Annotated in this window: 25 protein-coding genes; 10 read left to right on the forward strand and 15 right to left on the reverse strand. The window is 71.1% G+C overall.

Annotated elements, in window-relative coordinates; genetic code table 11:
- Positions 1-100 precede the first annotated feature (100 nt).
- The 5 genes from OG992_RS23640 to OG992_RS23660 all read left to right on the forward strand — a co-directional run bounded on the left by OG992_RS23640 (position 101) and on the right by OG992_RS23660 (position 3,725).
- A complete protein-coding gene (locus tag OG992_RS23640; RefSeq protein WP_238683120.1) occupies positions 101-736 on the forward strand; it encodes a hypothetical protein in 636 nt (211 codons plus the stop codon).
- A gap of 71 nt (positions 737-807) precedes the next feature.
- Complete coding sequence (locus OG992_RS23645) at positions 808-1,122, forward strand: DUF2516 family protein (RefSeq protein ID WP_121653557.1); 315 nt, start codon at positions 808-810, stop codon at positions 1,120-1,122.
- The gene (locus OG992_RS23650; RefSeq protein ID WP_266304338.1) at positions 1,119-2,006 is read left to right on the forward strand and encodes an alpha/beta fold hydrolase; all 888 of its coding nucleotides are present in this window, start codon (positions 1,119-1,121) and stop codon (positions 2,004-2,006) included. Before OG992_RS23645 ends, OG992_RS23650 begins: the two co-directional genes overlap by 4 nt.
- 11 nt (positions 2,007-2,017) lie before the next feature.
- Entirely contained in the window at positions 2,018-2,755 is a 738-nt protein-coding gene (locus OG992_RS23655) for an alanyl-tRNA editing protein (protein ID WP_124858939.1), read from the forward strand.
- A 55-nt stretch (positions 2,756-2,810) separates the two neighbouring features.
- Positions 2,811-3,725, forward strand: coding sequence for an SDR family oxidoreductase (locus OG992_RS23660; RefSeq protein WP_266304339.1), 915 nt, complete (start codon positions 2,811-2,813; stop codon positions 3,723-3,725).
- On the opposite strand, the gene OG992_RS23665 is transcribed toward OG992_RS23660, so the two are convergent.
- From OG992_RS23665 to OG992_RS23685, 5 genes are read right to left on the reverse strand one after another with little or no spacing between them, the layout of a single operon-like run.
- Positions 3,716-4,684 (reverse strand): YafY family protein, encoded by a 969-nt coding sequence (locus OG992_RS23665; protein ID WP_238683124.1) that lies wholly within the window; start codon positions 4,682-4,684, stop codon positions 3,716-3,718. The two genes, OG992_RS23660 and OG992_RS23665, sit on opposite strands and share 10 nt — an antisense overlap.
- 23 nt (positions 4,685-4,707) lie before the next feature.
- Complete coding sequence (locus OG992_RS23670; RefSeq protein ID WP_266304340.1) at positions 4,708-5,349, reverse strand: response regulator transcription factor; 642 nt, start codon at positions 5,347-5,349, stop codon at positions 4,708-4,710.
- Positions 5,346-6,614, reverse strand: coding sequence for a sensor histidine kinase (locus tag OG992_RS23675; protein ID WP_266304341.1), 1,269 nt, complete (start codon positions 6,612-6,614; stop codon positions 5,346-5,348). Before OG992_RS23675 ends, OG992_RS23670 begins: the two co-directional genes overlap by 4 nt.
- Positions 6,615-6,625: 11 nt before the next feature.
- Positions 6,626-7,360, reverse strand: coding sequence for an ABC transporter permease (locus OG992_RS23680; RefSeq protein WP_266304342.1), 735 nt, complete (start codon positions 7,358-7,360; stop codon positions 6,626-6,628).
- Positions 7,361-7,372: 12 nt separating this feature from the next.
- On the reverse strand, positions 7,373-8,281 hold the full coding sequence (locus OG992_RS23685; RefSeq protein WP_238683127.1) for an ABC transporter ATP-binding protein: 909 nt from the start codon (positions 8,279-8,281) through the stop codon (positions 7,373-7,375).
- Positions 8,282-8,481: 200 nt separating this feature from the next.
- Between OG992_RS23685 and OG992_RS23690 the strand changes: the two genes are divergently transcribed.
- Positions 8,482-9,273, forward strand: a complete 792-nt coding sequence (locus tag OG992_RS23690) for an EI24 domain-containing protein (protein ID WP_238683128.1) — start codon at positions 8,482-8,484, stop codon at positions 9,271-9,273.
- A gap of 142 nt (positions 9,274-9,415) precedes the next feature.
- On the opposite strand, the gene OG992_RS23695 is transcribed toward OG992_RS23690, so the two are convergent.
- The 7 genes from OG992_RS23695 to OG992_RS23725 all read right to left on the reverse strand — a co-directional run bounded on the left by OG992_RS23695 (position 9,416) and on the right by OG992_RS23725 (position 17,236).
- Positions 9,416-10,312, reverse strand: coding sequence for a GNAT family N-acetyltransferase (locus OG992_RS23695; protein ID WP_266304343.1), 897 nt, complete (start codon positions 10,310-10,312; stop codon positions 9,416-9,418).
- Between the two features lie 298 nt (positions 10,313-10,610).
- Complete coding sequence (locus OG992_RS23700; protein WP_238683130.1) at positions 10,611-11,618, reverse strand: LacI family DNA-binding transcriptional regulator; 1,008 nt, start codon at positions 11,616-11,618, stop codon at positions 10,611-10,613.
- A gap of 18 nt (positions 11,619-11,636) precedes the next feature.
- Positions 11,637-13,049 (reverse strand): GH1 family beta-glucosidase, encoded by a 1,413-nt coding sequence (locus OG992_RS23705; protein ID WP_238683131.1) that lies wholly within the window; start codon positions 13,047-13,049, stop codon positions 11,637-11,639.
- Positions 13,046-13,879 (reverse strand): carbohydrate ABC transporter permease, encoded by an 834-nt coding sequence (locus OG992_RS23710; RefSeq protein WP_238683132.1) that lies wholly within the window; start codon positions 13,877-13,879, stop codon positions 13,046-13,048. Before OG992_RS23710 ends, OG992_RS23705 begins: the two co-directional genes overlap by 4 nt.
- Positions 13,876-14,874: a carbohydrate ABC transporter permease gene (locus tag OG992_RS23715; protein WP_238683133.1), complete on the reverse strand. Its 999-nt coding sequence runs from the start codon at positions 14,872-14,874 to the stop codon at positions 13,876-13,878. The genes OG992_RS23710 and OG992_RS23715 overlap by 4 nt, the downstream gene beginning before the upstream one ends.
- Positions 14,875-14,943: 69 nt before the next feature.
- The gene (locus tag OG992_RS23720; protein ID WP_238683134.1) at positions 14,944-16,248 is read right to left on the reverse strand and encodes an ABC transporter substrate-binding protein; all 1,305 of its coding nucleotides are present in this window, start codon (positions 16,246-16,248) and stop codon (positions 14,944-14,946) included.
- A 229-nt stretch (positions 16,249-16,477) separates the two neighbouring features.
- Positions 16,478-17,236 (reverse strand): maleylpyruvate isomerase family mycothiol-dependent enzyme, encoded by a 759-nt coding sequence (locus OG992_RS23725; protein ID WP_266304344.1) that lies wholly within the window; start codon positions 17,234-17,236, stop codon positions 16,478-16,480.
- 69 nt (positions 17,237-17,305) lie between these two features.
- Here OG992_RS23725 and OG992_RS23730 point away from each other — a divergent pair, with 69 nt between their 5' ends.
- Positions 17,306-18,388: a UDP-N-acetylmuramate dehydrogenase gene (locus tag OG992_RS23730; protein WP_323181909.1), complete on the forward strand. Its 1,083-nt coding sequence runs from the start codon at positions 17,306-17,308 to the stop codon at positions 18,386-18,388.
- A gap of 172 nt (positions 18,389-18,560) precedes the next feature.
- Here OG992_RS23730 and OG992_RS23735 read toward each other — a convergent pair whose 3' ends face one another.
- Both OG992_RS23735 and OG992_RS23740 read right to left on the reverse strand, forming a co-directional pair.
- Entirely contained in the window at positions 18,561-19,349 is a 789-nt protein-coding gene (locus tag OG992_RS23735; RefSeq protein WP_266304345.1) for a class I SAM-dependent methyltransferase, read from the reverse strand.
- 21 nt (positions 19,350-19,370) lie between these two features.
- Positions 19,371-20,138, reverse strand: a complete 768-nt coding sequence (locus tag OG992_RS23740; RefSeq protein ID WP_266304346.1) for an SDR family oxidoreductase — start codon at positions 20,136-20,138, stop codon at positions 19,371-19,373.
- Between the two features lie 204 nt (positions 20,139-20,342).
- On the opposite strand from OG992_RS23740, the gene mshA reads away from it, so the two are divergent.
- Together mshA and OG992_RS23750 are read left to right on the forward strand one after the other, a co-directional pair.
- Positions 20,343-21,707: a D-inositol-3-phosphate glycosyltransferase gene (gene mshA / locus OG992_RS23745; RefSeq protein ID WP_266304347.1), complete on the forward strand. Its 1,365-nt coding sequence runs from the start codon at positions 20,343-20,345 to the stop codon at positions 21,705-21,707.
- 56 nt (positions 21,708-21,763) lie between these two features.
- Positions 21,764-22,279, forward strand: a complete 516-nt coding sequence (locus OG992_RS23750; RefSeq protein WP_266304348.1) for a YbjN domain-containing protein — start codon at positions 21,764-21,766, stop codon at positions 22,277-22,279.
- Positions 22,280-22,734: 455 nt separating this feature from the next.
- Here the strand turns inward: OG992_RS23750 and OG992_RS23755 are convergent, their stop codons facing one another.
- The gene (locus OG992_RS23755; RefSeq protein WP_266304349.1) at positions 22,735-23,586 is read right to left on the reverse strand and encodes a hypothetical protein; all 852 of its coding nucleotides are present in this window, start codon (positions 23,584-23,586) and stop codon (positions 22,735-22,737) included.
- Here OG992_RS23755 and OG992_RS23760 point away from each other — a divergent pair.
- Entirely contained in the window at positions 23,579-23,857 is a 279-nt protein-coding gene (locus OG992_RS23760) for a hypothetical protein (protein ID WP_266304350.1), read from the forward strand. The two genes, OG992_RS23755 and OG992_RS23760, sit on opposite strands and share 8 nt — an antisense overlap.
- Positions 23,858-23,960: the final 103 nt, after the last annotated feature.

Below are 23,960 nucleotides of genomic sequence, written 5' to 3' on the forward strand. Positions count from 1 at the left end.
AGTCGGTAGCCGTCACCGAGGCGGGCACCGCCCCCGCCCCGGGCAGCACCAGCATCCCCCAGAAGAAGAAGGCCGCCGACGCGGCCGAAGAGGAGACGTCATGAGCGAGCCGAAGACCAACCGCATCCCCGCCCCGATCTACGCCGCAGCCGGCGCCGGAGAGCTGGCCATCGAGCAGCTGCGCAAGCTTCCGGCCGTGGTCGGCGTCCTCAGCACCCGGGTCGTCGCCGACCTGGGTGGCCGGGCCGTGCTGACCGGCTTCGAGCTGAAGCAGAAGGCCACCGAGACGCTGCGCACCGCCAACGAGACCGCCGACCTGGCGAAGCTGCGCGAGGTGGCCGACATCGACAAGCTGCGCGCCGCCGCGACCCGCAACGCCGCCCTGGTGGTCGCGGGCGCCCAGGTCGCCCAGGAGCGCGCGTTCGCCGCGTACGGCGCGCTGGTCGCCCGGGGCGAGCGGGTCGTCGGTGCCGGCGTGCTGGAGGCCGCCGAGACCGTCAACGCCGACATCGAGGCCACCGAGGCCGTGACGCCGGCCACCACCGCGGCTGTCACCACCCCCACCGCTGCGGCCCCCGCCGACGCGCCGACCCCGGCCGACGTGGCGGAGATCGCCGAGGCCAAGCCGGCTGCGGTCAAGAAGGTCGCCCGCGCGCCGAAGGCCCCCAAGCCGGCCGAGACCCCGTCGGCGAAGCTTCCCCGGGCCACCAAGCGGACCCGCCCGGCCGCCGAGTAGCCCGTCGGGTCCATGACCCCGGCGGCGTCCTTGTCGGACGTAGCCGGGGTCGTGGACATAAACTGGCCGACATGGCCAACGCCGCGCCGATCTTCGCCTTTGCCGTCCGTGACGTGATCGAGCTGATCCTGCTCGTCTTCGCGCTGATCGTTCAGGGCGTCGCCCTGGTGCACGCCGTCACGCAGCGCTCCGACGCCTTCCCCGCCATCGGGACGCTGCCCAAGGGCGGTTGGATCGCCATCCTGGCGGTCTGCCTCGTGCTCACCCTGCTCGGCTTCGGTCCGATCAGCCTCTTCGGACTGGTCGGCATCGCCGCCGGTCTGATCTACCTGCTCGATGTCCGGGTCGGTCTGCGCGACCTGAGCGACGGCAAAGGGTTCTGGTGAGAGGTTTTCGCTGGCCGCCCCCACCCGACAGCGGGCCCCGCACCTGGGGGCCCGGGCCGGGTGGGCCGCGTACCGGCCGGCCGGCGCTGCCGGAGCCGGAGACCGAGCTGGTCGACACCCCGCACGGCGTACGGCTGGAGCGGCTGGTCACCGGCACCGGTGATCCGGTCACCGTGTTCGCGCACGGGCTGGGCCACGGCATCGCCACCACCCGACCGTTCGGCAGTGGAGTGAACGGCCGCAAGGTGTTCTTCCAGTTCCGTGGGCACGGCCGCTCCGAAGCCCCGGACGGGCCGTGGGACTACCTGGACCTGGCCCGGGATCTGCGGGCGATCGCCGACCTCGGCGGCGCCAGCCGGGCGTTCGGCGCGAGCCTCGGCGCGGGTGCCCTCTGCCGGCTCCTCGTGGAGAGCCCGGAGCGTTTCGACAAGCTTGTCTTCTTCCTGCCGGCGGTCCTCGACGAGCCACGCGGGCCGATCGCCCGCGAACGCGTCACCGACCTGCTGGAAGCGGTGGAGAGCGGGGACGCCTCGGCGGTCGCCGACATCGTCACGCTGGAGTTGCCCCCGGCGGTGCGCAACACCCCGGCCGGCTGGGCCTACCTGCGACAACGGCTCGACCAACTGCTCCGCGACGGTCTCGCCGACGGTCTGGCCACGCTCACCGACCAGACACCGCTGCGCCAGATCGGTGACCTGACGGGCGTCACCGCGCCGGCGCTGGTGATCGGTTGCGCGGGCGACGACCTGCACCCGGTCGAGGTCGCCGAGCGGCTCGCCGTCGCGCTGCCCCAGGCCACCTTGCACGTGTACGACAGGCCCGGCGTGCTCTGGTCGGAACGCGCCGATCTGCGGGACCGCATCTCCGGCTTCCTGAACGAGTAACCTGCCCTGTCATGGGCGTCACACAGCACGGCCGCACGCACCGGCTGGACCTTGCCGACCCGACACTGCGCGAATGGACGTGCACGGTCCTGCACTCCGATGCGGAGCAGGGCATCGTGCTGGACCGTTCGGCGTTCTACCCGGGCGGCGGTGGTCAACCACCCGACCACGGCGTGCTGCTCTGGCAGGGCGTACAGACCCGCATCGTCGGCACCCGCAAGGGCGACGACCCCTACCTGATCCCCGCCGAGGGTGACCCGCTACCACCGGTCGGCACCGAGGTCGTCGGCGCGGTGGAGGACGAGCGCCGCACCCGGCTGATGCGTACCCACTCGGGCCTGCACGTGCTCTGCGGTGTGGTGTTCCGCGACTTCGGCGCGCTGGTGACGGGTAACTCCATGGAACCCGGTGAGGCCCGGATGGACTTCAACCTTCCCGAGGTGCCGCCAGACTTCAAGAGCCGCATCGAGGAGCTGGTCAACGCCGAGGTGGCCGCCGACCGCTCGGTCGCCACCCGGGTGCTGCCGCGCACCGAGGCGCTGGCCCTGCCGGACATCATCCGTACCCAGTCCAACCTCATCCCGCCGGACGAGCAGGAGGTCCGGATTGTCGACATCGTCGGGCTGGACGTGCAGGCCGACGGCGGCACCCACGTCGCCTCCACCGCCCAGATCGGCAAGGTCCAGGTGGTCAAGGTGGAGAGCAAGGGCCGGGCCAACCGTCGGGTCCGGGTCCGACTGGTCGACTAGATCGAGTACCGAATTCGGACGTCGGTTGTCAGGTATTCCTGACAACGTCGCAGGCATGACACAACCGCTCACAGGAAAGATCGCGCTCGTCGCCGGTGCCACCCGTGGTGCCGGGCGGCAGATCGCCGTTCAGCTCGGCGCGGCCGGAGCCACTGTCTACGCCACCGGTCGCAGCTCCCGGGCCGGCCGCTCCGAGATGGACCGACCGGAGACCATCGAGGAGACCGCCGAACTGGTCAGCGCGGCCGGTGGCACCGGCATCGCCGTTCAGGTCGACCACCTGGTGCCCGAGCAGGTCCGCGACCTGGTTGCCCGGATCGACGCCGAGCAGGGCCACCTCGACGTGCTGGTGAACGACATCTGGGGCGGCGACCCGCTGGTCACCTGGGAAAAGCCGGTCTGGGAGCAGCCGCTCGACGCCGGCTTCCGTACCCTGCGACTGGCAGTCGACACGCACATCATCACCAGCCACTTCGCCCTGCCGCTGCTGATCCGCAAGCCCGGCGGGCTGGTGGTGGAGATGGGCGACGGCACCAAGGCGTACAACGACGAGAACTACCGACTGTCGGTCTTCTACGACCTCGCCAAGGTCTCGGTCAACCGGCTCGCCTTCAGCCAGGCGCACGAGCTGAAGCCACACGGCTGCACGGCCGTGGCGCTCACCCCCGGCTGGATCCGTTCCGAGGCGATGCTGGAGCACTTCGGCGTGACCGAGGAGAACTGGCGCGACGGGGCCGCCACCGACCCGAACTTCCTCATCTCGGAGACCCCGGCCTTCGTCGGCCGGGCGGTGGCCGCGCTCGCCGCCGACGAGGAGAAGGCCCGCTGGAGCGGCACGTCCGTCGACGCCGGCACGCTGTCCAAGGTGTACGGCTTCACCGACCTCGACGGCAGCCAACCCGAGGGTTTCCGCTACATCACCGAGGTGGTCGACGCGGGCAAGCCGTCGGACGTGACCGGCTACCGGTAGAGCGCGGCGAGCCGTTCGGCGCTCTCCGCGAACAACCGCCGCAGCTCGGGTGGGTCGATGACCTCGACCTCGGGGCCGAGCCCCAGCAGTTGGCGGTACGCCACCGGGACCGACTCGACGGGCAGCCGGGCCACCACCCAGCCCTGCCCGTCGGGTGGGCTGGCGGCGGCGACCAGTTCGTCGTACACGAAGGGGGCATCGACCAGGTGCCGGAGCTGGCGCAGGCCGGCGGGGCTCAGCCGGACGGCGACCTCGGCCCGCAGCATGGTCCGCAAAAACGACCCGGCCTGCTCGCGCCAGTGCCCGGCCAGGTCGAAGCCCTCGTCGCGGTCGAAGTGCTCGTCGCCCACCTCGACAGCGGTGACCCGGTCCACCCGGTAGGTGCGCACATCGTCGCCGACCCGGCCGACCAGATACCAGACCGCGCTCTTGAGCACCAAGCCGTACGGCTGGACCTGGCGGGTCACCTCCCGGTCGCCGCGTCGGTAGCGAAGCGCCACCACCCGGTCGCCCCAGACCGCCCGGGCCAGCTCGGGCAGCCAGAGCGGTGGCGTGGTCTCCCGGAACCAGCCCGGCACGTCCAGGTGGAACCGCTGCCCGGCACGGGCCGGCGCGTCGCGCAGGGCAGGTGGCAGCGCGGCGAGCACCTTCAACTCGGCGGACGCGACAGCGTCGGCGAGCCCCATCTCGCCGGCCGGTCCGGGCAGCCCGGCGAGGAAGAGCGCCTCCGCCTCGTCCCGGGTCAGCCCGGTCAGTCGGGTGCGGTACCCGCCGAGCAGGCGGTAACCGCCGGCACGCCCCCGGTCGGCGTAGACCGGCACGCCCGCCGCCGAGAGCGCCAGAACGTCCCGATAGACGGTCCGCTCGGAGATCTCCAACTCCCGCGCCAGCTCGCTCGCGGTCATCGACCCGCGCGACTGCAACAGCAACAGCAAAGAGATCAGTCGGGACGCGCGCATCTGCCCATCCTGCCCGGTGCCGCTCACCGCCCGCCGGGCGTCAGCAACCCCCGGTCGTACGCGGTGGCCACCGCGGCAGCCCGGTCGTTGACCCCGAGCTTGGCGTACAGGTGCAGCAGGTGCGTCTTGACTGTGGCCTCGCTGATGAACAGGCGGGTCGCCGCCTCCCGGTTGGAGGCACCGCGGGCCACCAGGGTGAGCACCTCCAACTCCCGTTGACTGAGCGGCTCCTCCGCGGGAGCGCGCAGCCGGCCCATCAGCCGGCCGGCGACGCTGGGCGCGAGCACCGACTCACCCCGGGCAGCAGCCCGGACCGCCCGAACCAGGTCCTCCCGAGGTGTGTCCTTGAGCAGGTAGCCGGTCGCGCCGGCCTCGATCGCCGGCAGCACGTCAGCGTCCGTGTCGTAGGTGGTGAGCACCAGCACCCGGGCGGTGCTGCCGGCGCGAGCCAGCCTGCCGATGGCGGTCACCCCATCCATGCCGGGCATCCGCAGATCCATCAGCACCACGTCCGGCAGCAGCGTCGCGACCAGGGCCAACGCCTCCGAACCGTCCGCCGCCTCGCCCACCACCTCGAAATCGGGGTCACCCGTGAACATCCCCCGCAGGCCGTCCCGCACCACCGGATGGTCGTCGACGATCAGCAGCCGAACCGGGGCGGTCAACCGGCACCTCCGGGTAGCGCGGGGACGGACGCCGAGATGGCGGTGCCGCCGCCCGGCTCGGATTCGACTGCCAACTCGCCACCTACCCTCGTCACCCGTTGCCGCATGGCGGTCAGCCCGTACCCGCCGCCCGGCTCACGGGGCAGCGGCTGGTCGGTGAGGTCGAAACCCGCCCCGTCGTCGCGGACGTCGAGCGTGACCACGTCCGCCATGTACGACAGGGTCAGCCCGACCCGCGAGGCGGCGGCGTGCCGGGCCACATTGGACAGCGCCTCCTGGGCGGCCCGTAGCAGTGTCACCTCGACCTCAGGGTGCAGTGGGCGGGGGGTGCCGGTGGTGGCCACGTCGGCTCGTACCCCGTTCAGGGCCGACCAGCGCCCGCCCAGATCGACGAGGGCGTCCGGTAGTCGGGCCGTCTCCAACGGTTCCGGACGGACCGCCTGTACCGAACGGCGGGCCTCGGTGAGGCTCTCCCGGGCCAGGGCGAGCGCGTTGTCGACGTGCCGACGCCAGTCGGCGGACCGGTCGCGGGTCTGCTCGGCCGCCTCCAACTGGGTGATGATGCCGGTCAACCCCTGCGCCAGGGTGTCGTGGATCTCGCGCGCCATCCGTTGCCGTTCGTCCAGCACGCCGGCCTCCCGGGCCTGGGTGAGCAGTTGGGCGTGCAGCCCGGCGTTCTCACTGGCCGTCTCGGTGAGTTGGCGGTTGGTCTCGCCGAGTTCCGCCACCAACCGTTTGCGTTTGGCGTCCTCCTGTTCGGCGATCATCGCGAACCAGGTCACCGAGCCGGCCACCACCAGGTTGAACAGCACCAGCACCAGCCAGAGTGGCAGGTGCGACGTCACCACCGACAGACCGCCGCCCTGCGACGTGGCGACGAGGGCGGCAGTGGTGACCACGCCGGCGACCCGCCAGCGCCCGGGCAGCACCGGAAAGGCGTGGATGTAGCCGATCCAGGCGAAGAAGCCGTACCACGGGCTGGCGGCCACCAGTGCGGCGGCGAACATGAGCAGGCCGGCATAGTAGACCGCCATCAGCGTGCGCCGACTCTGCCAGCCGGGGTGCAGTGTGACGAACCAGGCGACCCAGCATCCGGCCGCCACGGCGATGGCGAGGGTGGGCAGTGCCCCAAGATGAGCGGGCGCCGGTGCGACGAGGGCCAGCAGGGTGCCCAGGGTCAGCCCGCCGAAGGGGAACACCCGATAGAGGCTCGCCTCGCGTTCCCGCCAACTGGCCAGACGGTCGTGCCCACCGTTGCAGGTCATCGCATCTCCGCTCACTCCCAGCGGAACAGTTTCGCCGCGCTGGCGCCGGCCGCCACGGCGATCACCGCCATTATCCCCAGGTGCAGCGGCTGCGGCGGGGTGCCGGTCCAGGCGTCGAGGAGTGCCTGCACCCCGGGCGGCGTGTAGTCGCCGATCCGCGCCACGACGTCCGGGAGCAGGAACCGAGGCAGGTAGACCCCGCCGAAGAACATGGTCACCAGGAACAGCGGCACGGCCAGGGCCTGGGCCGCCTTCGTCGTGCGGGCCACGGCGGCGACCAGCAGGCCGAGCGACAACAGCGCGGCCGTGCCGAGGATGAACGCCAGCGTGAAGCCGAGCGGGTGCCGGGGGAACGGCACCCCGAACGCGAGCCGGGCGACGACGATGAGCAGCAGCGCGCTGGCCAGGATCCCGGCCAGGGCCAGCACCAGTTGGGCCGCGAGCAGAGCCGCCGGGTGCGCCGGGGTGGTCGCCAGCCGACGCAGGACGCCGCGTTCCCGGTGGGTGGCCAGCACCGAAGGCAGGATGTTCACCCCGACCATGGCGAGGGTGACCACCAGCAGCGACGGAGCGAAGTAGCTGACGAAGGTCTGCCCGTCGAAGGTCGGGTCCGGCTTGCGCAGCGAGGGGATCAGCCCGAGCACCACCAGGATCAGGGTCGGCAGTCCGATCGTGGTGAGGAGCGTCGGCAGGTCCCGGAGGTAGAGCCGCGCCTCGGTCTTCAGGATGTTGCGGAAGGCGTGCATGCCGGCTCCCTCTCAGTTGGCGGGCCGGTGCCCGGTCAGCTCGACGAAGGCGTCGTCGAGGGTGGACTGCTCCAGCCGCAGGTCCGCGGCGACGATCTGGTGGCGCGCGAGCACCGAGGTGACGGCGTGCAGCAACTCACCGGTGCCGGTCACCACCACCTGACTACCGGTCCGCTGCACGGCGGACACCTCGGGCAGGTCGGTGAGGAGTCGGTCGTCGACCGGAGCCGAGGGCCGGAACCGGATCCGCTGCTCCGGAGCCACAGACGACACCAGGCCCGCCGGGCTGTCCAGGGCGACCACCCGACCCCGGTCGATCACCGCGACCCGGTCGCAGAGCCGCTCGGCCTCCTCCATGAAGTGGGTGACCAGCACGATCGTCACCCCGCTGTCGCGGACCTGCTCGATGAGGCCCCAGGTGTCCCGGCGGGCCTGCGGGTCCAGCCCGGTGGTCAGCTCGTCGAGGATGGCGATCTCCGGGTTGCCCACCAGGGCCAGCGCGATGGAGAGCCGCTGCTTCTGACCGCCGGAGAGCTTCTTGTACGCGGTGTTCCGCTTGTCGCCGAGGCCCAGCCTGTCGATCAGCTCGGCCGGGTCGGCGGGGTTGCTGTAGAACGAGGCGTACAGCTCCAGCGCCTCGGCCACCCGCAACCGGTCCGGCAGTTGACTCTCCTGGAGTTGCACCCCGACCCGCTGGCGTAGCTGGGCCGCGTCCCCGCGAGGGTCGAGCCCGAGGACCGACACCCCGCCCCCGTCGGGGACACGCAGCCCGGCGACACACTCCACCGTGGTGGTCTTGCCGGCGCCGTTCGGACCGAGGACGCCGAAGATCTCCCCGGCCTCCACGGCGAGCGACACGTCGTCCACCGCCACCAGGTCGCCGTACCGCTTCTTCAGGTGGGTCACCTCGATGACCGGCATCGTGCCGCCTTCCGCCGCCGCTGACTTCGTACCCCTCAAGGGTTGTCGGGGTGGCCCGCCGGCGAATCGACCGGTCAGCGACGAACCTCGGCGTCCCCGGTGGATCACCGCCGTCCGTCAACCGGTTGATGTGTACGAGGTGAGTCGCTGCTAGCGCTCCGCCCGGCGGATCCGATCACGGCTGGTTAGGCTGCTCGATCGTGGATGCCAGCAGAATCGCCAGCCCGGTGACCGGGGTCGTCGGACGCTTCCTCGCCGGGGCGGGGCTGCTCCTGCGCGGGCTGGGCCTCTACGTCCGCAGCCCGGGGCTGATGCTGCTCGGCATCGTGCCGGCGCTGATCTCCGGCGCGCTCTTCCTGGCCGCGCTCGCCACCCTGGTGTACTTCGTGGACGACCTCGCCGCGCTGGTCACCCCGTTCGCCGACGACTGGTCGAGCACCGGCCGCAGCCTGGTCCGGGTGATCGCCGGGTTGGCCTTCCTGGGGCTCGGCGGCCTGCTTGGCGTGCTCACCTTCACCGCTGTCACCCTGGTCATCGGCGACCCGTTCTACGAGAAGATCTCCGAGCAGGTCGAGCAGCGGTACGGCGGCACGCCGGGGGCGGTGGAGGTGCCCTTCTGGTCGTCGCTGCGCCGCAGCCTCGCCGACTCGGTACGCCTGGTGGCGCTCACGGCGTTGGTCGGCATCCCGCTCTTCGTCGCCGGCTTCATCCCGATCGTCGGCCAGACGGTCGTCCCGGTCATCGGGGCGGCAGTGGGCGGGTGGTTCCTCGCCGTGGAGTTGGTGGGTGCACCGTTCTACCGACGGGGGATGCGGCTGCCGCAGCGCCGGACGATCCTGAAGGCCGACCGGCCCACAGCGCTCGGCTTCGGAGTGGCCGTCTTCCTCTGCTTCCTGATCCCGCTCGGCGCCGTGTTGATCATGCCGGCCGCGGTCGCCGGTGCCACGTTGCTGGCCCGTCGCTCGATGGGCCAGCCCATCGAGGAGAGCTGACGTGGAGATCACCCTGGTAGAGCCGCACCTTTCCGCGATCTTGCACATTCTGTCGCGGCATAGGGGGCATTCCGTTCATATCGGCGACCGAATGTGCAAGATCGGCGCGGGCGGGGGTCGTTGACGCGCGGGTGGCTGCCGGTCAGGTCACGTCGGCCAGGCAGGTCCACTGGGATGCCACCTGGCGGTAGCCCAGCCGGGTGTTGATCGCGAGCATCGGCCCGTTCGCCTCGTCGTTCGAGGTGTAGGCGACGCGCACGCCGTTCGCGGCGGCCCGGTGCAGCGCTGCCGTTTTGGTGAGCCGGGCGAGGCCCCGCCCCCGGTATTCCGGGATGGTGCCGGTGAAGTCCGACCACATCCGGTCCCCGTCCCGCTTGACCAGACTGAAGGCGGCGACCACACCATCGACCTCGGCGGCGGTGCTGGCCGCCTTGTCCAGGCCGAGGTTGTTCCAGACGTCGTACTGCCAGCTCTCGTAGCTGATCGAGTCGACCGGCACGTCGCCCGGCTCGTCGGCGGCCGAGGCCACGTCGGCCTCGTACAGCAGGTGCGGGTCCAGGTCGGAGATCGGCAACAGTCGTACGCCCGGGGGCGGCTCGGGTAGCGCGGGTGCCGGGTTGAGGTCGAGCGCCGAGTAGCGCACCTCCCGGCTGGGCTCGTAACCGTGCCGGCGAGCGAACGGCAGCCCGTCCGTCTGCGCCATCGCGCGTATCCGACGGATTCCCAGTTGGCGGAGGTGGTCGGTGGCGGCGGTCAGCAGCGCCGTGCCGAGGCCCTGTTGCCGGTGCTCCGGGTGCACGTGCAGCATCGAGATCTCGCCGAAGTCTGGGGTGGAGGTCCAGCCGGAGCGTTGCGCGGACGTCCACCCGACCACCTGGTCGTCGACCTCGGCCACGAAGGCGGTCCAGCCCTCCTCGGGTGGGGGCTCGGCGAGCATCTTCCGGGTCGACTCGACCCCGCGCACCAGATAGGGGTAGACGATCGTCCGCAGCGCCACCACACCTGGGGCGTCGTCCGGCTGTGCCACACGGATACGCATGTCAGGCCCCTATCCGTACGGCGGCGACCGCCTCGACCTCTACGGGTTGGTGGATAAAGCTGAGCACGTACGGCAGCGCGACAGGATCCGGCATGTCGGCGAGGCTAACCAAGGTCGCCCGCCCGAGCGACGCATTAACCATGTGCGTCCGCAGCCTGCGACCGACCTGCAGGCAGCAACTTCAGGGAAATAGTGGCCTCCGAGCGCCGGGAGGCCACTATTTCCCTGAAGTTGTGCGGATCTTGCAGGGCGGGCCCGGCGCGTGCCGCGCGGCGGGCGCGGAGGCGCGGAGGCGCGGTCAGGCGGAGGCGCGGCGGATCAGCTCGGTGGGGAGCATGATCGCCTCCTCGATGCTCTCCCCGGCGGCCAGCCGGAGCAGTTGGCGGGTCATCCGGCGGCCGAGTTCCACGATCGGCTGCCGGACGGTGGTCAGCGGCGGCTCGGTGTAGGCGGCGGTCTCGATGTCGTCGAAGCCGACCACCGCCACGTCGTCGGGCACCCGCCGACCAGCCTCGCGCAGCGTCCGCAGAGCGGCGTGCGCCATCAGGTCGGAGGCGGCGAAGACGCCGTCGAGGTCGGGATGCTCGGCGAGCAGGCGGCGCATCGCCGCCGACCCGGATTCCCGGGTGAAGTCGCCGATGGCGATCAGCTCGGGCAGCCCCGCGTCGGCGACAGTGCTGCGGTAACCGCTGAGCCGTTCGATCCCGGCGACCATGTCCTGTGGCCCGGCGATTGTCGCGATCCGTCGGCGACCGCTGTCGATCATGTGCCGAACGGCTGCGGTCACCCCGGCGACGTGGTCGACGTCGACGTACGGGACGGGCACGTCGCCGAGCGGGCGGCCGCTGACCACCACCGGGATGCCGAGTCGGGCCAGCGTGCCGGGCAGCGGGTCGGCACCGTGCAGCGACGCGAAGAGCACGCCGTCGACGTGCCGGCCGGTGGTGTACCGCTCGACCCGATGGTGCCCGGCCGGCGAGCCGGCGAGCATCAGCACCAGTTGCTTGTCGGCCGCCTCCAACTCCTGGCTGACGCCCCGGATGATGCCGGGGAAGACCTGGTCGTCGGAGAAGACCCGGGTGGCCGCCTCCGGCATGACCAGGGCGATCGAGTCGGTGCGCTGGGTGACCAGGCTGCGGGCCGCCAGGTTGGGTACGTACCCCAACTCGGCGACCGCCCGGGTGACCGCCTCGCGGATCGGTTCGGCGACGGTGGTGGAGCCGTTGACCACCCGGGAAACGGTGGCGCGGGACACCCCGGCCCGCGCTGCCACCGCTTCGAGCGTCGGCCGCTGCGCCGTCGTCATCGCGCTTTCCCCCGCTCGTCACAGCCCGTTCCGGGAGATCACCTCCTGGTACCACCGGGCGCTGGCCTTCGGTGTGCGCCGCTGGGTCAGGTAGTCGACGTGCACGATCCCGAACCGCTTGCGGTAACCCTCCGCCCACTCGAAGTTGTCCAGGAATGACCATACGAGATAACCGCGCAGGTCCACGCCCCGGGAGATCGCCTCGTGCGCGGCACGGAGGTGCCCGTCGAGGTAGGCGATGCGATCGGCGTCGATCACCTGCGTCGGGCCGTCGGGCGAGTCGGCGCCCGGCTTGTCGGGGAACGCCCCGCCGTTCTCGGTGATCAGCAGCGGCACACCGGGGTAGTCGGCGGCGATCCGCTCCAGCAGACGGGTGAGCCCGGCCGGTTCGATCATCCAACCCATGTCGGTGAGCGGCCCGGCCGGCGGCAGGAAGTGCACAGCACCCTCGGTGCCCGGGTACGCGCCGTTGCCGGCGCCGTCGGGCCGACCGGCCACGTAACTCGGGGCGTAGTAGTTGATCCCGAGCAGGTCGATCGGGGCCGCGATCACCTTCTCGTCGCCGTCGCGGATGAACGTCGGCTCGACGATCCGGGCCACGTGCTCGCGGACGTCGTCCGGGTAGCCGCCGGCCAGCAGCGGGTCCAGGAAGATCCGGTTGTGCAGGCCGTCGACCAGGCGAACCGCGGCGGCGTCGGCGGCGCTCTGCGGGTCAGCCGGGCGTACGTCGGCCGGGTTGACGGTGACGCCCACGCTGCGCGCGCCGGCCGCCCGCAACGCCCGCGCCGCCAGGCCGTGCCCCAACAGCAGATGGTGTACGGCGGTGAAGGCCGCCGCCGGATCCTGCTCACCCGGGGCGTGCAGGCCGTTGGCGTAACCGAGGTAGGCCGAGCACCACGGCTCGTTGAGCGTTGTCCACACGTCGATCCGGTCGCCGAGGCGCGCGTACACAGCCGTGGCGTAGGTGGCGAAGTGTTCTGCGGTGTCCCGGTTGGTCCAGCCGCCCCGGTCGCCGAGGGACTGCGGCAGGTCCCAGTGGTAGAGGGTGACGATCGGATCGATTCCCCGCGCGAGCAGCGTGTCGGTGAGTCGGTCGTAGAAGTCCAGCCCACGGGGGTTGGCGGGGCCGGTGCCGTCGGGCTGGATCCGCGGCCAGGCGACCGAGAACCGGTACGCCCGAAGGCCCAGCTCGGCCATCAGCGCCACGTCGTCGGCGTACCGGTGGTAGTGGTCGCAGGCGACGTCGCCGGTGTGGCCCTGGTACACCTTGCCCGGCGTACGGCTGAAGGTGTCCCAGATGGACGGACCGCGACCGTCGTCGCGGGCCGCACCCTCGATCTGGTACGCGGCGGTGGCCGCCCCCCAGAGGAAGTTCTCGGGAAACCGGATCTCGTTACTGGGCTGGTTGGTTGGCTCGCTCCGCTCGTTCACGCCTTGACCGCACCTTCCATGATTCCGCCGATGATCTGCCGGCCGAACAACACGAAGACCAGTAGCAGGGGCAACGTCGCGATGGCCGTTCCGGTGAACACCTGCGACATGTCCTGGTAGTACCCGTCCGACAGCGCTCGTAGGGACAGCTGCACTGTCGGATTCGCCGGATCGTTCAATACAGCGTACGGCCAGAGGAAGTCGTTCCAGGTGGTCATGAAGGTGAGCAGACCGAGGACGGCGGCGGCGGGACGCAGGGCGGGCAGCACGACGTGCCACCAGATCCGTGCGGTGCCACAGCCGTCCATCCGGGCGGCCTCGATCAGTTCGTCACTGATGGCCTGGCCGGCGTACTGCCGCATCATGAACACCCCGAACCCGGTGACCAGCACCGGGACGATGACCGCCGGCAGCCGGTCGTTCCACTGCAGCTTGGTCATGAGCAGGTACAGCGGAATCACGCCGAGCTGCGTCGGCACCATCATGGTCGCGATGATCACCAGCAGCAGGGCGTTGCGGCCACGGAACCTGAGCTTGGCGAAGGCGAACCCGGCCAGGCTGGAGAAGAACACCACGGAGACGGTCACAGTGGTGGCCACGATCGCCGAGTTGATCAGGCCGGTCAGGAAGTACGCGTCGGTGTTGTCGAACAGGCGGGCGATGTTGGCGCCCAGGTTGCCGCCGGGGGTGACCGGGGGTGGGAGTTGGCCCATCGCGTCGTTGCTGCGGCTGGCGACGACGAACATCCACCAGATCGGGAAGACCGACAGGCCGACGGCGACGACAAGGGCGAGGTAGGTGAGCGGGCTGGCCCGCCAGAGCCGGCTCATCGGGTGGTTCCCTTCCGGGCGCTGGGGCGCGCTCCGCCGCCGAGGCGGCGCAGGAGCAGCACGTTGACCGCCGCGACGATCGCGATGAGCGCGAAGAGCAGCCAGGCCACTGCCGAGCCGTACCCGAAGTTGTAGTGCGGGGCGAAGGCGTTCTCGAACATGTACATGGTCAGCGTCTGCGACTCGCGCAGCGGCCCACCGCGGATCGGGTTGGTGCCGGAGTGGAACATCCGGGGCTCGGTGAAGAGTTGCAGACCGCCGATGGTGGCGATGATGGCGCAGAAGATGATCGTCGGTTTGAGCAGCGGCACTGTGACCGACCAGAACTGCCGGGCCCGGTTGGCGCCGTCGATCGCCGCCGCCTCGTACAGGTCGCGGGGGATGGCCTGCATCGCGGCCAGCAGGATCAGCGCGTTGTAGCCGGTCCACCGCCAGTCGACCATGGCCGAGATGGCCACCCAGGAGGCCAGCCGGTTGGACTTCCACTCGATCGCGTCCATCCCGACCAGGTCGAGCAGCCAATTGATCATCCCGAACTCGCGGCCGAAGAGCACCCCGAACACGATCGCCACCGCGGCGGTGGACGTGACATTGGGGACGAGCACCGCCATCCGCCACCCGGTGCGCCCCCGCAGGCCCCGGTTGAGCAGGTTGGCCAGCCAGAGCGCCGCCAGCAACTGCGGAACTGTGGAGATGACGAAGATCCCCAGCGTGTTGACCAGCGCGTGCCAGAAGTCGACGTCGGCCAGCAGTCGGGTGTAGTTCTCCGCCCCGACGAAGGGATGGTCGGCTCCGAGCAGGTCCCAGTCGTGCAGCGAGACCCAGAAGGTATACGCCAGCGGGTACGCCCCGAAGATGCCGAAGATCAGAAAGAATGGGGCGATGTAGAGGTACGGGGAGAAGCGGGTGTCGAATCGACTGAGCCGACCCGAGGATTGGTGGCGGTTAGCGGTTGCCGGTGGGGCCGGCGGGCGGGCGTCGAGCTGGACGGTCATGCCCGAGAACTCCTTTCCGTCGTGCGGGCGGGACCTCTGCTCCGAGGCCCGCCCGCACGCTCGCTCGGGCTACTTGGCGGCGGCCTTCTTCGCGTTGGTCACCGCGTCGGTCCAGCCCTGCGCGGGGCTGCGCTGACCCAGCTCCACGGTCCGCACGGCGTTCTCCACCTCGGTCCGTACGGCCTGGTTCTTCGGGCCCATGTAGACCGGCTTCAGGCTCTTCGCGCCGGTGCCGAAGATGGCACCTACCGGCGCACCGGAGAAGTACGCGTTTGTGGCGCCGGTGATCGCCGGGTCGTCGAGCGCCTGCGGCGAGGAGGGCAGCGGACCCTTGGCCTTGAACGCCCCGATCTGCCCCTTGGCGCTGGTGAGGAACTTGGCCAGCTTGATCGCCTCGGCTTGCTGCTTGCTCTGCTTGGGCACGGCGAGGTGTGATCCACCCCAGTTGCCGCCGTTGCCGGGCACCTGGGCGATGTCCCACTTGCCCTGGGCGTCAGTGCCGGCGTTGGCCTCGATGACGCCGGTCATCCAGGCGGGGCAGGCGATGGTGGCGAACTTCGACTGCTTGAAGGCCGAAACCCACTCCTCCGACCAGGATCCGTACTTGCCGGAGAGGCCCGAGTCGATGATGTCCATTGTGGTGTCGTAGGCCTGTCGTACGGCCGGGTTGCTGTCAACCACCAGCTTCTCACTGGTGTCGTAGTAGCTGTAGCCGCTGCTGTTGCCGGCGGTCTGCAGCAGGATCGTGTTGAACGTGTTGGTGGCCGCGTCGAGGAAGGACGCGCCGGTCTTGGCCGCGACGAACTTCTCACCGGTGGCGATGTAGTCCGGCCAGGTGGGCCAGAGCTTGGAGACCTCGTCGCGCTCGGTGGGCAGGCCGGCCTTCTCGAAGAGGTCCTTGCGGTAGCACATGGCGATGCCGCCGACGTCGGTGCCGAGGCCGATGAGCTGCTTGCCGTCGGCGGTCAGACCGGCGTTCCACTTCCATTCCAGGAAGTTGCCCTTGAGGTCGGCGGCGCCGTGGTCCAGCAGGTTGACGAAGTTCGCGGGATTGGCCTTGTACTCGACAAGCAGGCCCTCCTCGATGGCCACCACGTCGCCGGCGCCCCGGCCCGCGGCGAGCCACTGGGTGAGCTTCGGCGAGTACTCGTCGAGGTTGGTGCCGGTGCCGCGCTCGACGATCTTCACGCCGGGGTTCGCGGTCATGTACTCCTGGTAGAGCTGCTCGTAGCCGAACTGGCCGAAGACGTCGACGGTCAGGGTGACCGGTCCGTCGCCCGGCTCGTCGCCGCCGCCGCAGCCAGCGGTGACGAGCAGGGCGGTGGCGGCGGCGAGGGCCACCGCGGCGAGGCGGCGGCGCGGGAAGACAGCCATGGGTTATCGACCTCTCTCAAGGCGGGCGGGTGATGGCAGATGGCTAAGAGAGCGCTCTCACGACAGGGTGGTGGGTCGTCAACCCACTGTCAAGAGAGCGCTCTCTCAGCGTTGCGGTCCCGTGATGAACGCTCGCCGCCGGTGCGGCGTCCGGCAGCCGGCGGAACCCCCGACATCGACGGAGGGCGCCACCCCGAATGGGGTGACGCCCTCGTTCGTGATGGGTCGGTCAGCCGGTGCGCAGACCGTCCAACAGGGTGTGGTCACCGGCGACGTCCAGCGTCTCGAAGCTCACCCGACCCCAGAGCGCCAGCAGCAGGTCGCTCGCAGTGCCGCTGACCTGGGCGCGAGCGTGATGATCGTCGTGGTCGAAGATGGTAGCGGTGTCGAGCAGCGCCACCCCCTCGCCGCGCAACCGCAGATACCACTCCTGGGCCGCATCGGTCGCGCAGAGCTGTACCACCCCGTGCCAGTCACCGGGCACCTGCCGCCGGCCCGCCGGCAGCCACGTGTCCAGCACCTCACTCACCCCGTCGGCCGCGAGCTTCGCCTCCACCGGGTCACCAGCCCCGATGGCGAGCTGGGCGTCCCAACGGTGCACAGCCGTCTCGTGCGCCATCCGACGCGGCCAGAAGCCGGCCTTCTTCGGCTGCGGGGCCCAGTTCCACGCCGACGCCTCGGGGTCGAGCCCGTCGAAGAGGGTCATCACCCTGTCGTAACCCTGCTGCCACAACTGGAGCGCGTTCACGGCCGGGTCAGCCTCGATCTTCTCCCGCCGAGGCGGCTGGCTGGTCTGGCCGGAACCGGCGAACGACGAAACCCAGTGGTAGATGCCGGCCATGTGCAGTGTGAGGTCGTTGACCGTCCAGCCCGGACAGGACAGCACCGGTGTCTCCGGCGGTGCCTCGGCCACCGCTGCCGCGAAAGCCGGACCCTCCGTCCGGAGCGCCCCGATCCAGAAATCCTTGCTGCCCTGCAGTCTGCTCATCGCCATCCTCCCGGGGGTGCCGGGCGACCAGTGGGTGCCACGGCTACTTGTCAGCCTAAGGTGAAGGGCGTGCCAGACGCCTCCGCCCAGCCGACAACCGACGCCGATCGTGCCATCCCCGGTCCACTCGCCGGCTACACCACCCTCCGAACGGGTGGGCCGGCCGAGCGGATCGTGGCCGCCGGCAGTGCCGACGAACTCGTCCAGGCGGTACGCGCCGCGGCGGAGCCGGTCCTGATCCTGGCCGGGGGCAGCAACGTGGTGATCGGCGACGCCGGCTTTCCCGGCACCGTCGTGCTGGTGCGCTCCCGCGGCATGCGGGTCATCGCCGATGACGCCACCTCGGTCACCGTACGGGTCGACGCCGGCGAGCCGTGGGACGACCTGGTCGCCGCCACGATCGCCAACGGCTGGGCCGGGCTGGAATGCCTGTCCGGCATCCCCGGCTCGACCGGTGCCACCCCCATCCAGAACGTCGGCGCGTACGGCCAGGAGGTCGCCGAGACGATCACCGGCGTCGAGGTGTACGACCGGGTCGAGGGCACCCGTCAGGTCATTCCCGCCGCCGAGTGCGGCTTCGCCTATCGGGGCAGCATCTTCAAGTACATGGACCGCTGGGTGGTGCTCTCAGTCGACTTCCGACTCACCAGGTCTCCGCTCTCCGGGCCGGTGCGCTACGCGGAGCTCGCCCGAGCCCTCGGTGTCGAGGTGGGCGACCAGGTGCCGCTGGCCGACGCCCGAGCGGTGGTGCTGCGCCTGCGGGCGGGCAAGGGGATGGTGCTCGACGCCAACGACCCGGACACTCGCTCGGTCGGCTCCTTCTTCACCAACCCGGTGCTCGACCGCGCGACGTACGAACAGCTCCTGGAACGCTCCGCCGAGCTGGGCGACCCGCCCGCCTGGCCAGGGGCGGACGGCCTGGTCAAGGTGAGCGCCGCCTGGCTGATCGACAAGGCCGGTTTCGCCAAGGGCCACCCCGGCGAGGGTGGGGTGGCCATCTCCAGCAAGCACACACTGGCCCTGACCAACCGCAGCGGCACCGCCCACACCAGCGACCTGCTCACCCTGGCCGCCACCATCCGCGACCAGGTGCACGCCCGCTTCGGCGTAACCCTGCACCCCGAGCCAGTCCTCATCAACTGCACCCTCTAACCCCCGCCGCCCTCCCGCCCCCGCCCCTGCCTTCCCGCCCGCTCCCGCCGATCTTGCACTTTCTGCGGTGACATAAGGGCTGAAAAAGGGCCAAATCGCCAACCGAAAGTGCAAGATCGGCGTGCCAGGTGTGGGGTGCGGGGGTGCGGGGGTGCGGGGTGTGGGGTGTGGGTTAGGGGAGGGGCCAGGGGAGGGTTAGTTCGCCCTGGCGCCAGCGGGTGGGGTTGTCGAGGATGGGCCAGCCTGTTTCGCGAAGGCGGGTCACCGCGTGCAGCCAGCGTTGGCGGGGGCCGAAGGTGGCGTACGGGGCGGCGGCCTGCCAGGCGTCGTCCAGGGCGCGGATCAGCGCGTGCACCGGCTCACCGGGAACGTTGCGGTGGATCAGCGCCTTGGGTAGCCGCTCGGCCAGCTCGGCAGGGCTGCCCAGCGTGGTGAGCTTCGCGGCCAGGGTCAGCGTCCGGGGGCCGTCGGCGTCGATCAGCAGCCAACTGGCGAGTCGCCCCAACTCGTCACACGTGCCCTCGACGAGCACTCCGCCCGGGGCGAGCGCGGCGGTCATCGTCTGCCAGGCTTCGGCCACCTCGCTCTCGTCGTACTGTCGCAGCACGTTGAACGCGCGGACCAGCACCGGCCGGAGCCCGGCCAACTCGAACCCACCCCGGGCGAACATCAGCCCGGGTGGGTCGGCGGCCCCCGCCGCGGCCGCCACCCGGGCCGCGTCGATCTCCAACCCGACCAGCCGTACGTCCGGACGGACCCCGGCCGCCAGCCGAGCGCGTAACTCCACAGCGGTCACCGGGGTGGCGCCGTAGCCAAGGTCGACCACCAGGGGGTCGTCCGCCGCCAACAGCCGGTCGGCGCAGGTGGCGACGATCCAGTTGTCCACCCGACGAAGCCGGTTCGGGTTCGTCGTGCCGCGCGTGACCACGCCGACCGGCCGGCGCCGCGCCGCGCCGCTCATCCCGACGTCACTGCCCGGGCTTCACTGGCCGACCCGGTGCACCTTGTGCTGGGCGGCCTGTGCCCGGGGCCGGACGACCAGCCGGTCGATGTTGACGTGCTCGGGACGGGTGGCGCACCAGGCGATGCAGTCGGCGACGTCCTCGGCGACCAGCGGCCCCGGCACCCCGGCGTAGACGGCGGCGGCCCGTTCCGCGTCGCCCTCGAAGCGGACCAGCCCGAACTCGTCGGTCTTCACCATGCCCGGGTCGATCTCGATGACCCGCAGCGGTCGGCCGCACAGCTCCAGGCGGAGCGTGCCGGCGATGGCGGTCTGCGCGTGCTTCGCGGCGGTGTAGCCGCCGCCACCCTCGTACACCGTCAGGCCGGCGGTGGAGGAGACCACCACGATGGTTCCGGAGCCGGAGGCTTCCAGCGCCGGCAACAGCGCCTGGGTGACCCGCAGGGTGCCGAGCACGTTCACGTCGTACATCCACTGCCAGTCGGCGACCGAGCCGGACTCCACCGGGTCCAGCCCGCGCGCTCCGCCAGCGTTGTTGACCAGCAGGGTGACCGGGCCGGGTGCCTGGGCGGCGGCCTCGGCCAGCCGGGCCACCGACTCGTCCGAGGTGACGTCGCAGGTCACGGCCGTGGCCTGCCCGCCCGCGGCGGTGATCTCGGTGACCAGGTCGGTGAGCCGTTCGGCGCGGCGGGCGGCGGCGAGCACGTGGAAGCCGTCGGCGGCGAGCCGGCGGGCGGTGGCCGCGCCGATCCCGCTGGACGCTCCGGTGACGATGGCGACTGAGGTCATCCCGACATTGTCACAGCGGGCGTACGACCCGCCCCGACCGGGCGTAGGCAGCCGTTGGCGGGCGTTCGGTGATGAGGTCCGTCACGCCGAGGGGCCGCGCCGGGGAATTTCCGAAGCCCGATGGGGAAGATGACATCCGGCGTACAGGTTGACCGAGAAGCGCCGGTCGTGCGAGACGGCATCAACCGTGAAGAAGGAGCGGATGTGGCGGAAATGCACACCGGTGTCGGGCGTCAGCGAGGTGCCCGGCCGTGGCCCCGGCCACGCCGCATCGCGACCCTGTCGGTACACACCTCCCCCCTGCACCAGCCCGGCACGGGTGATGCCGGCGGAATGAACGTCTACATCCTCGAAGTCGCCCGGCGTCTCGCCGAGGCCAACGTGGAGGTGGAGATCTTTACCCGGGCCACCTCCGGTGACCTCCCCCCGGTGGTCGAGATGGCGCCCGGAGTGCAGGTCCGACACATCACCTCCGGCCCCCTGGAGGGCCTCACCAAGGAGGAACTGCCCGGTCAGCTCTGCGCCTTCACCGCCGGGGTGCTGCGCGCCGAGGCGTCCCGTCCGCCCGGCCACTACGACCTGATCCACTCCCACTACTGGCTCTCCGGCCAGGTCGGTTGGCTGGCCAAGGAGCGCTGGGGGGTGCCGTTGGTACACACCGCGCACACCCTGGCGAAGGTCAAGAACGCCCAGCTCGCGGCCGGGGATCGGCCGGAGCCCAAGGCCCGCGTCATCGGCGAGGAGCAGGTCGTCGCCGAGGCGGACCGGTTGGTCGCCAACACCCGGGTCGAGGCCAGAGACCTGCTCGACCGCTACGACGCCGACCCGAACCGGGTGTCCGTCGTGCAGCCGGGTGTCGACCTGGCCCGGTTCCGGCCCGCGCCGGGTGACAGGTCCGCGGCCGCCCGCCAGGCCCGCCGCCGGCTGGGGCTTCCCGTCGACGGGTACGTGGTTGCCTTCGTCGGTCGGATCCAGCCACTCAAGGCCCCCGACGTGCTGATCCGCGCGATCGCCGCGCTGCGGGAGCGCGATCCGGCGCTGGCCGACCAGGTGACAGTGGTGATCTGCGGCGGGCCCAGCGGCAGTGGGCTGGACCGGCCGACCGCCCTGATCGAGCTGGCCGCCAAGCTCGGGGTCAGCGACGGGGTGCGGTTCCTGCCGCCGCTCACCGGGGACGACCTTCCGGCCCTGTACCGGGCGGCGGACCTGGTCGCGGTGCCGTCGCACAACGAATCGTTCGGGCTGGTCGCCCTGGAGGGGCAGGCCTGCGGTACGCCGGTGCTGGCCGCCGCCGTCGGAGGGCTGGTCACCGCCGTCCGGGACCAGGTCAGTGGCGTACTCATCGATGGTCACGACCCGGTCGACTGGGCTCGCGCGATGGGCAGTCTGCTGCCGAACCGGGCGCTGCGGTCGGTGCTGGCCCGAGGCGCCGAGCAGCACGCCCGGCACTTCTCCTGGGACCGTACCGTCGACGGTCTGCTCGGTGTCTACGGCGAGGCGATCGCCGGGCACCGCGCCCGGCTCGCGGCCGACCTGGCGGGTGACCCGGCGCTCTCCTGCTCCTGGTGACCCGGGCGCCAGTCGTCACCCGGTGCGCGGGCCGAGTCGGTCGTAGAGTGGGTCCGGTGAGCCCGAAGAGCGATCTTGCGACCCTGATCGAGTCGGTCTGCGCCGAGCGGGACCTGGCCTGGGAGTCGACCGGCCCCGGCTCGTACGCGGTGACGCTGCCGGGCACCCACAAGCTCAAGACGATCTGCAACCTGATCGTCGGCGAGCACGCGCTGCGGGTCGAGGCGTTCGTGATGCGCCAGCCGGACGAGCGCCGCGAGGAGCTGTGGGCCTGGCTGTTGCAGCGCAACGCCCGGATGTACGGCGTCTCCTTCTCCACCGACGCGGTCGGCGACGTGTACCTGACCGGTCGGGTCAACCCGGCCGGCGTGGACGCCGACGAGTTGGACCGACTGTTCGGCGCTGTGCTCACGTACGCCGACGAGTCGTTCGACACGATGCTGGAGATCGGCTTCGGCAGTTCGATCCGGCGCGAGTACGAGTGGCGGGTGAAGCGGGGCGAGTCGACAGCCAACCTGGCCGCCTTCGCCCACCTCTTCGAGCCCTCCGGCGCCGGCCCCGACCCAACCTGACCCACCCCCGGCGCCCGGCGCCCGCGCGCCACGCGTCAAGCCCCGCGCGCCACGCGTCAAGCCCCGCGCGCCACGCGTCAAGCCCCGCGCGCCACGCGTCAAGCCCCGCGCGCCACGCGTCAAGCCCCGCGCGCCACGCGTCAAGCCCCGCGCGCCACGCGTCAAGCCCCGCGCGCCACGCGTCAAGCCCCGCGCGCCACGCGTCAAGCCCCGCGCGCCACGCGCCACGCCCCGCGCCACGCGCCCTGGCCCCGGGTCGCATCCCATGGTCGTGCTCGAACCAGGAAGTAGTGGTGTCGCCGTCGCGGCGATGCCACTCGATCCTGGATGCGGCACGATCATGGCGAGTTGACTGTGGTTCGGAGTGCTCCTGACGGGTATGCCGCACCGCGCGGTGCGGCAAGGGACCCCCGCGCGCCGATGACGGAGTGCCAAGGAGCGGAGCGTCCCATGGCTCAGCGGAACAGCTCAGGTCGCGGCGCGACTGCGACCAGGACGAAGCGACAGGCCGGCAACCAGACGCCGGGTACGCCCGGAGTCTCCGAGTCGGAGATTTCCCGGATGCGGGTGGACGACATCCGCGGGCAGTTGCGCAAACGCGGGGTCTCCGGGATCTCCGCGTTGCGCAAGCCCGAGCTGGTGAAACAGCTGGTGCGCTCGATGCGGGCCGGCGCGGGTCGGAGCAGCACCGGCCCGTCGGGCCGGGCCGCCGGCACCAGGGCGTCGGCCGGTCGTGCCGCCGCCACCAAGAAGTCGGCGGCCAGGCCGGCGTCGAGCCGCGCGAAGGCCGCGCCGGCGAACAAGAGCGCGCCCGCGAAGCGGGCCGCCGCGACGAAGGCGACCGCCGGGCGTAAGTCGACGGCGGCGGCGAAGAAGACGACCGCCGCGAAGAGGACCACGGCGGCCCGCAAGACAGCGACGGCGCGTACGGCGCCCGCGCGGAAGGCGCCGGCGAAGAAGGCATCGGCGCGGCCGGCGGCGAAGCGCACGACGCCGGCCAAGAGCGCGGCGGCCAAGCGCACCACGCCGGCAAAGAGTGCGGCGGCCAAGCGCACCACGGCGGCCAAGAGCGCGGCGGCCAAGCGCACCACGGCGGCAAAGAGCGCGGCGGCGAAGCGCACCACGGCGAAGCGCACCGCACCGGCCAAGAGCGCACCGGCCAAGCGCACGTTGACGCCGTCGACCGGTGGCGGAACGGCGGCCGGCGGGATCCGGACCGGACGGGGTACGGGGCGGTCGGTCCGCAGTTCGCAGGTGATCTCGTCGATGATGGACCGGCCAGAGCGCCCGGGACGGAGTTTGATCACGGCGAACCACGAGGTGATCCAGCGGTGGGCCCGGGAACGCGGGGCCAGGCCGGCGACCATCGCCGGCACCGAGCGGGATGGCCGGGCGGGTGTGTTGACCTTCAACATTCCCGGATACCGGGAAAGCAGCCGGATTCGCGAGATCACCTGGGATGAGTGGTTCTACACGTTTGACCTGCGGCGGTTGAACCTGATTTATCAGGAACAGTTGCGGGACGGCCGCCAGAGCAGCTTCTTCCGGACCGAGTCACCCGATCGGGAAGACGGTTGAGGTGTTTGCGGGAATGGCCGACGGGTACCCGGCTGTTGCCAACGGACGAGGCTGGAGCAGCGGATACTCGCCAGTTGTGACCGGCGAGACAGCCGTTCTGGGT

The organism is Micromonospora sp. NBC_00362, assembly GCF_026342155.1.
GTDB lineage: Bacteria > Actinomycetota > Actinomycetes > Mycobacteriales > Micromonosporaceae > Micromonospora > Micromonospora hortensis.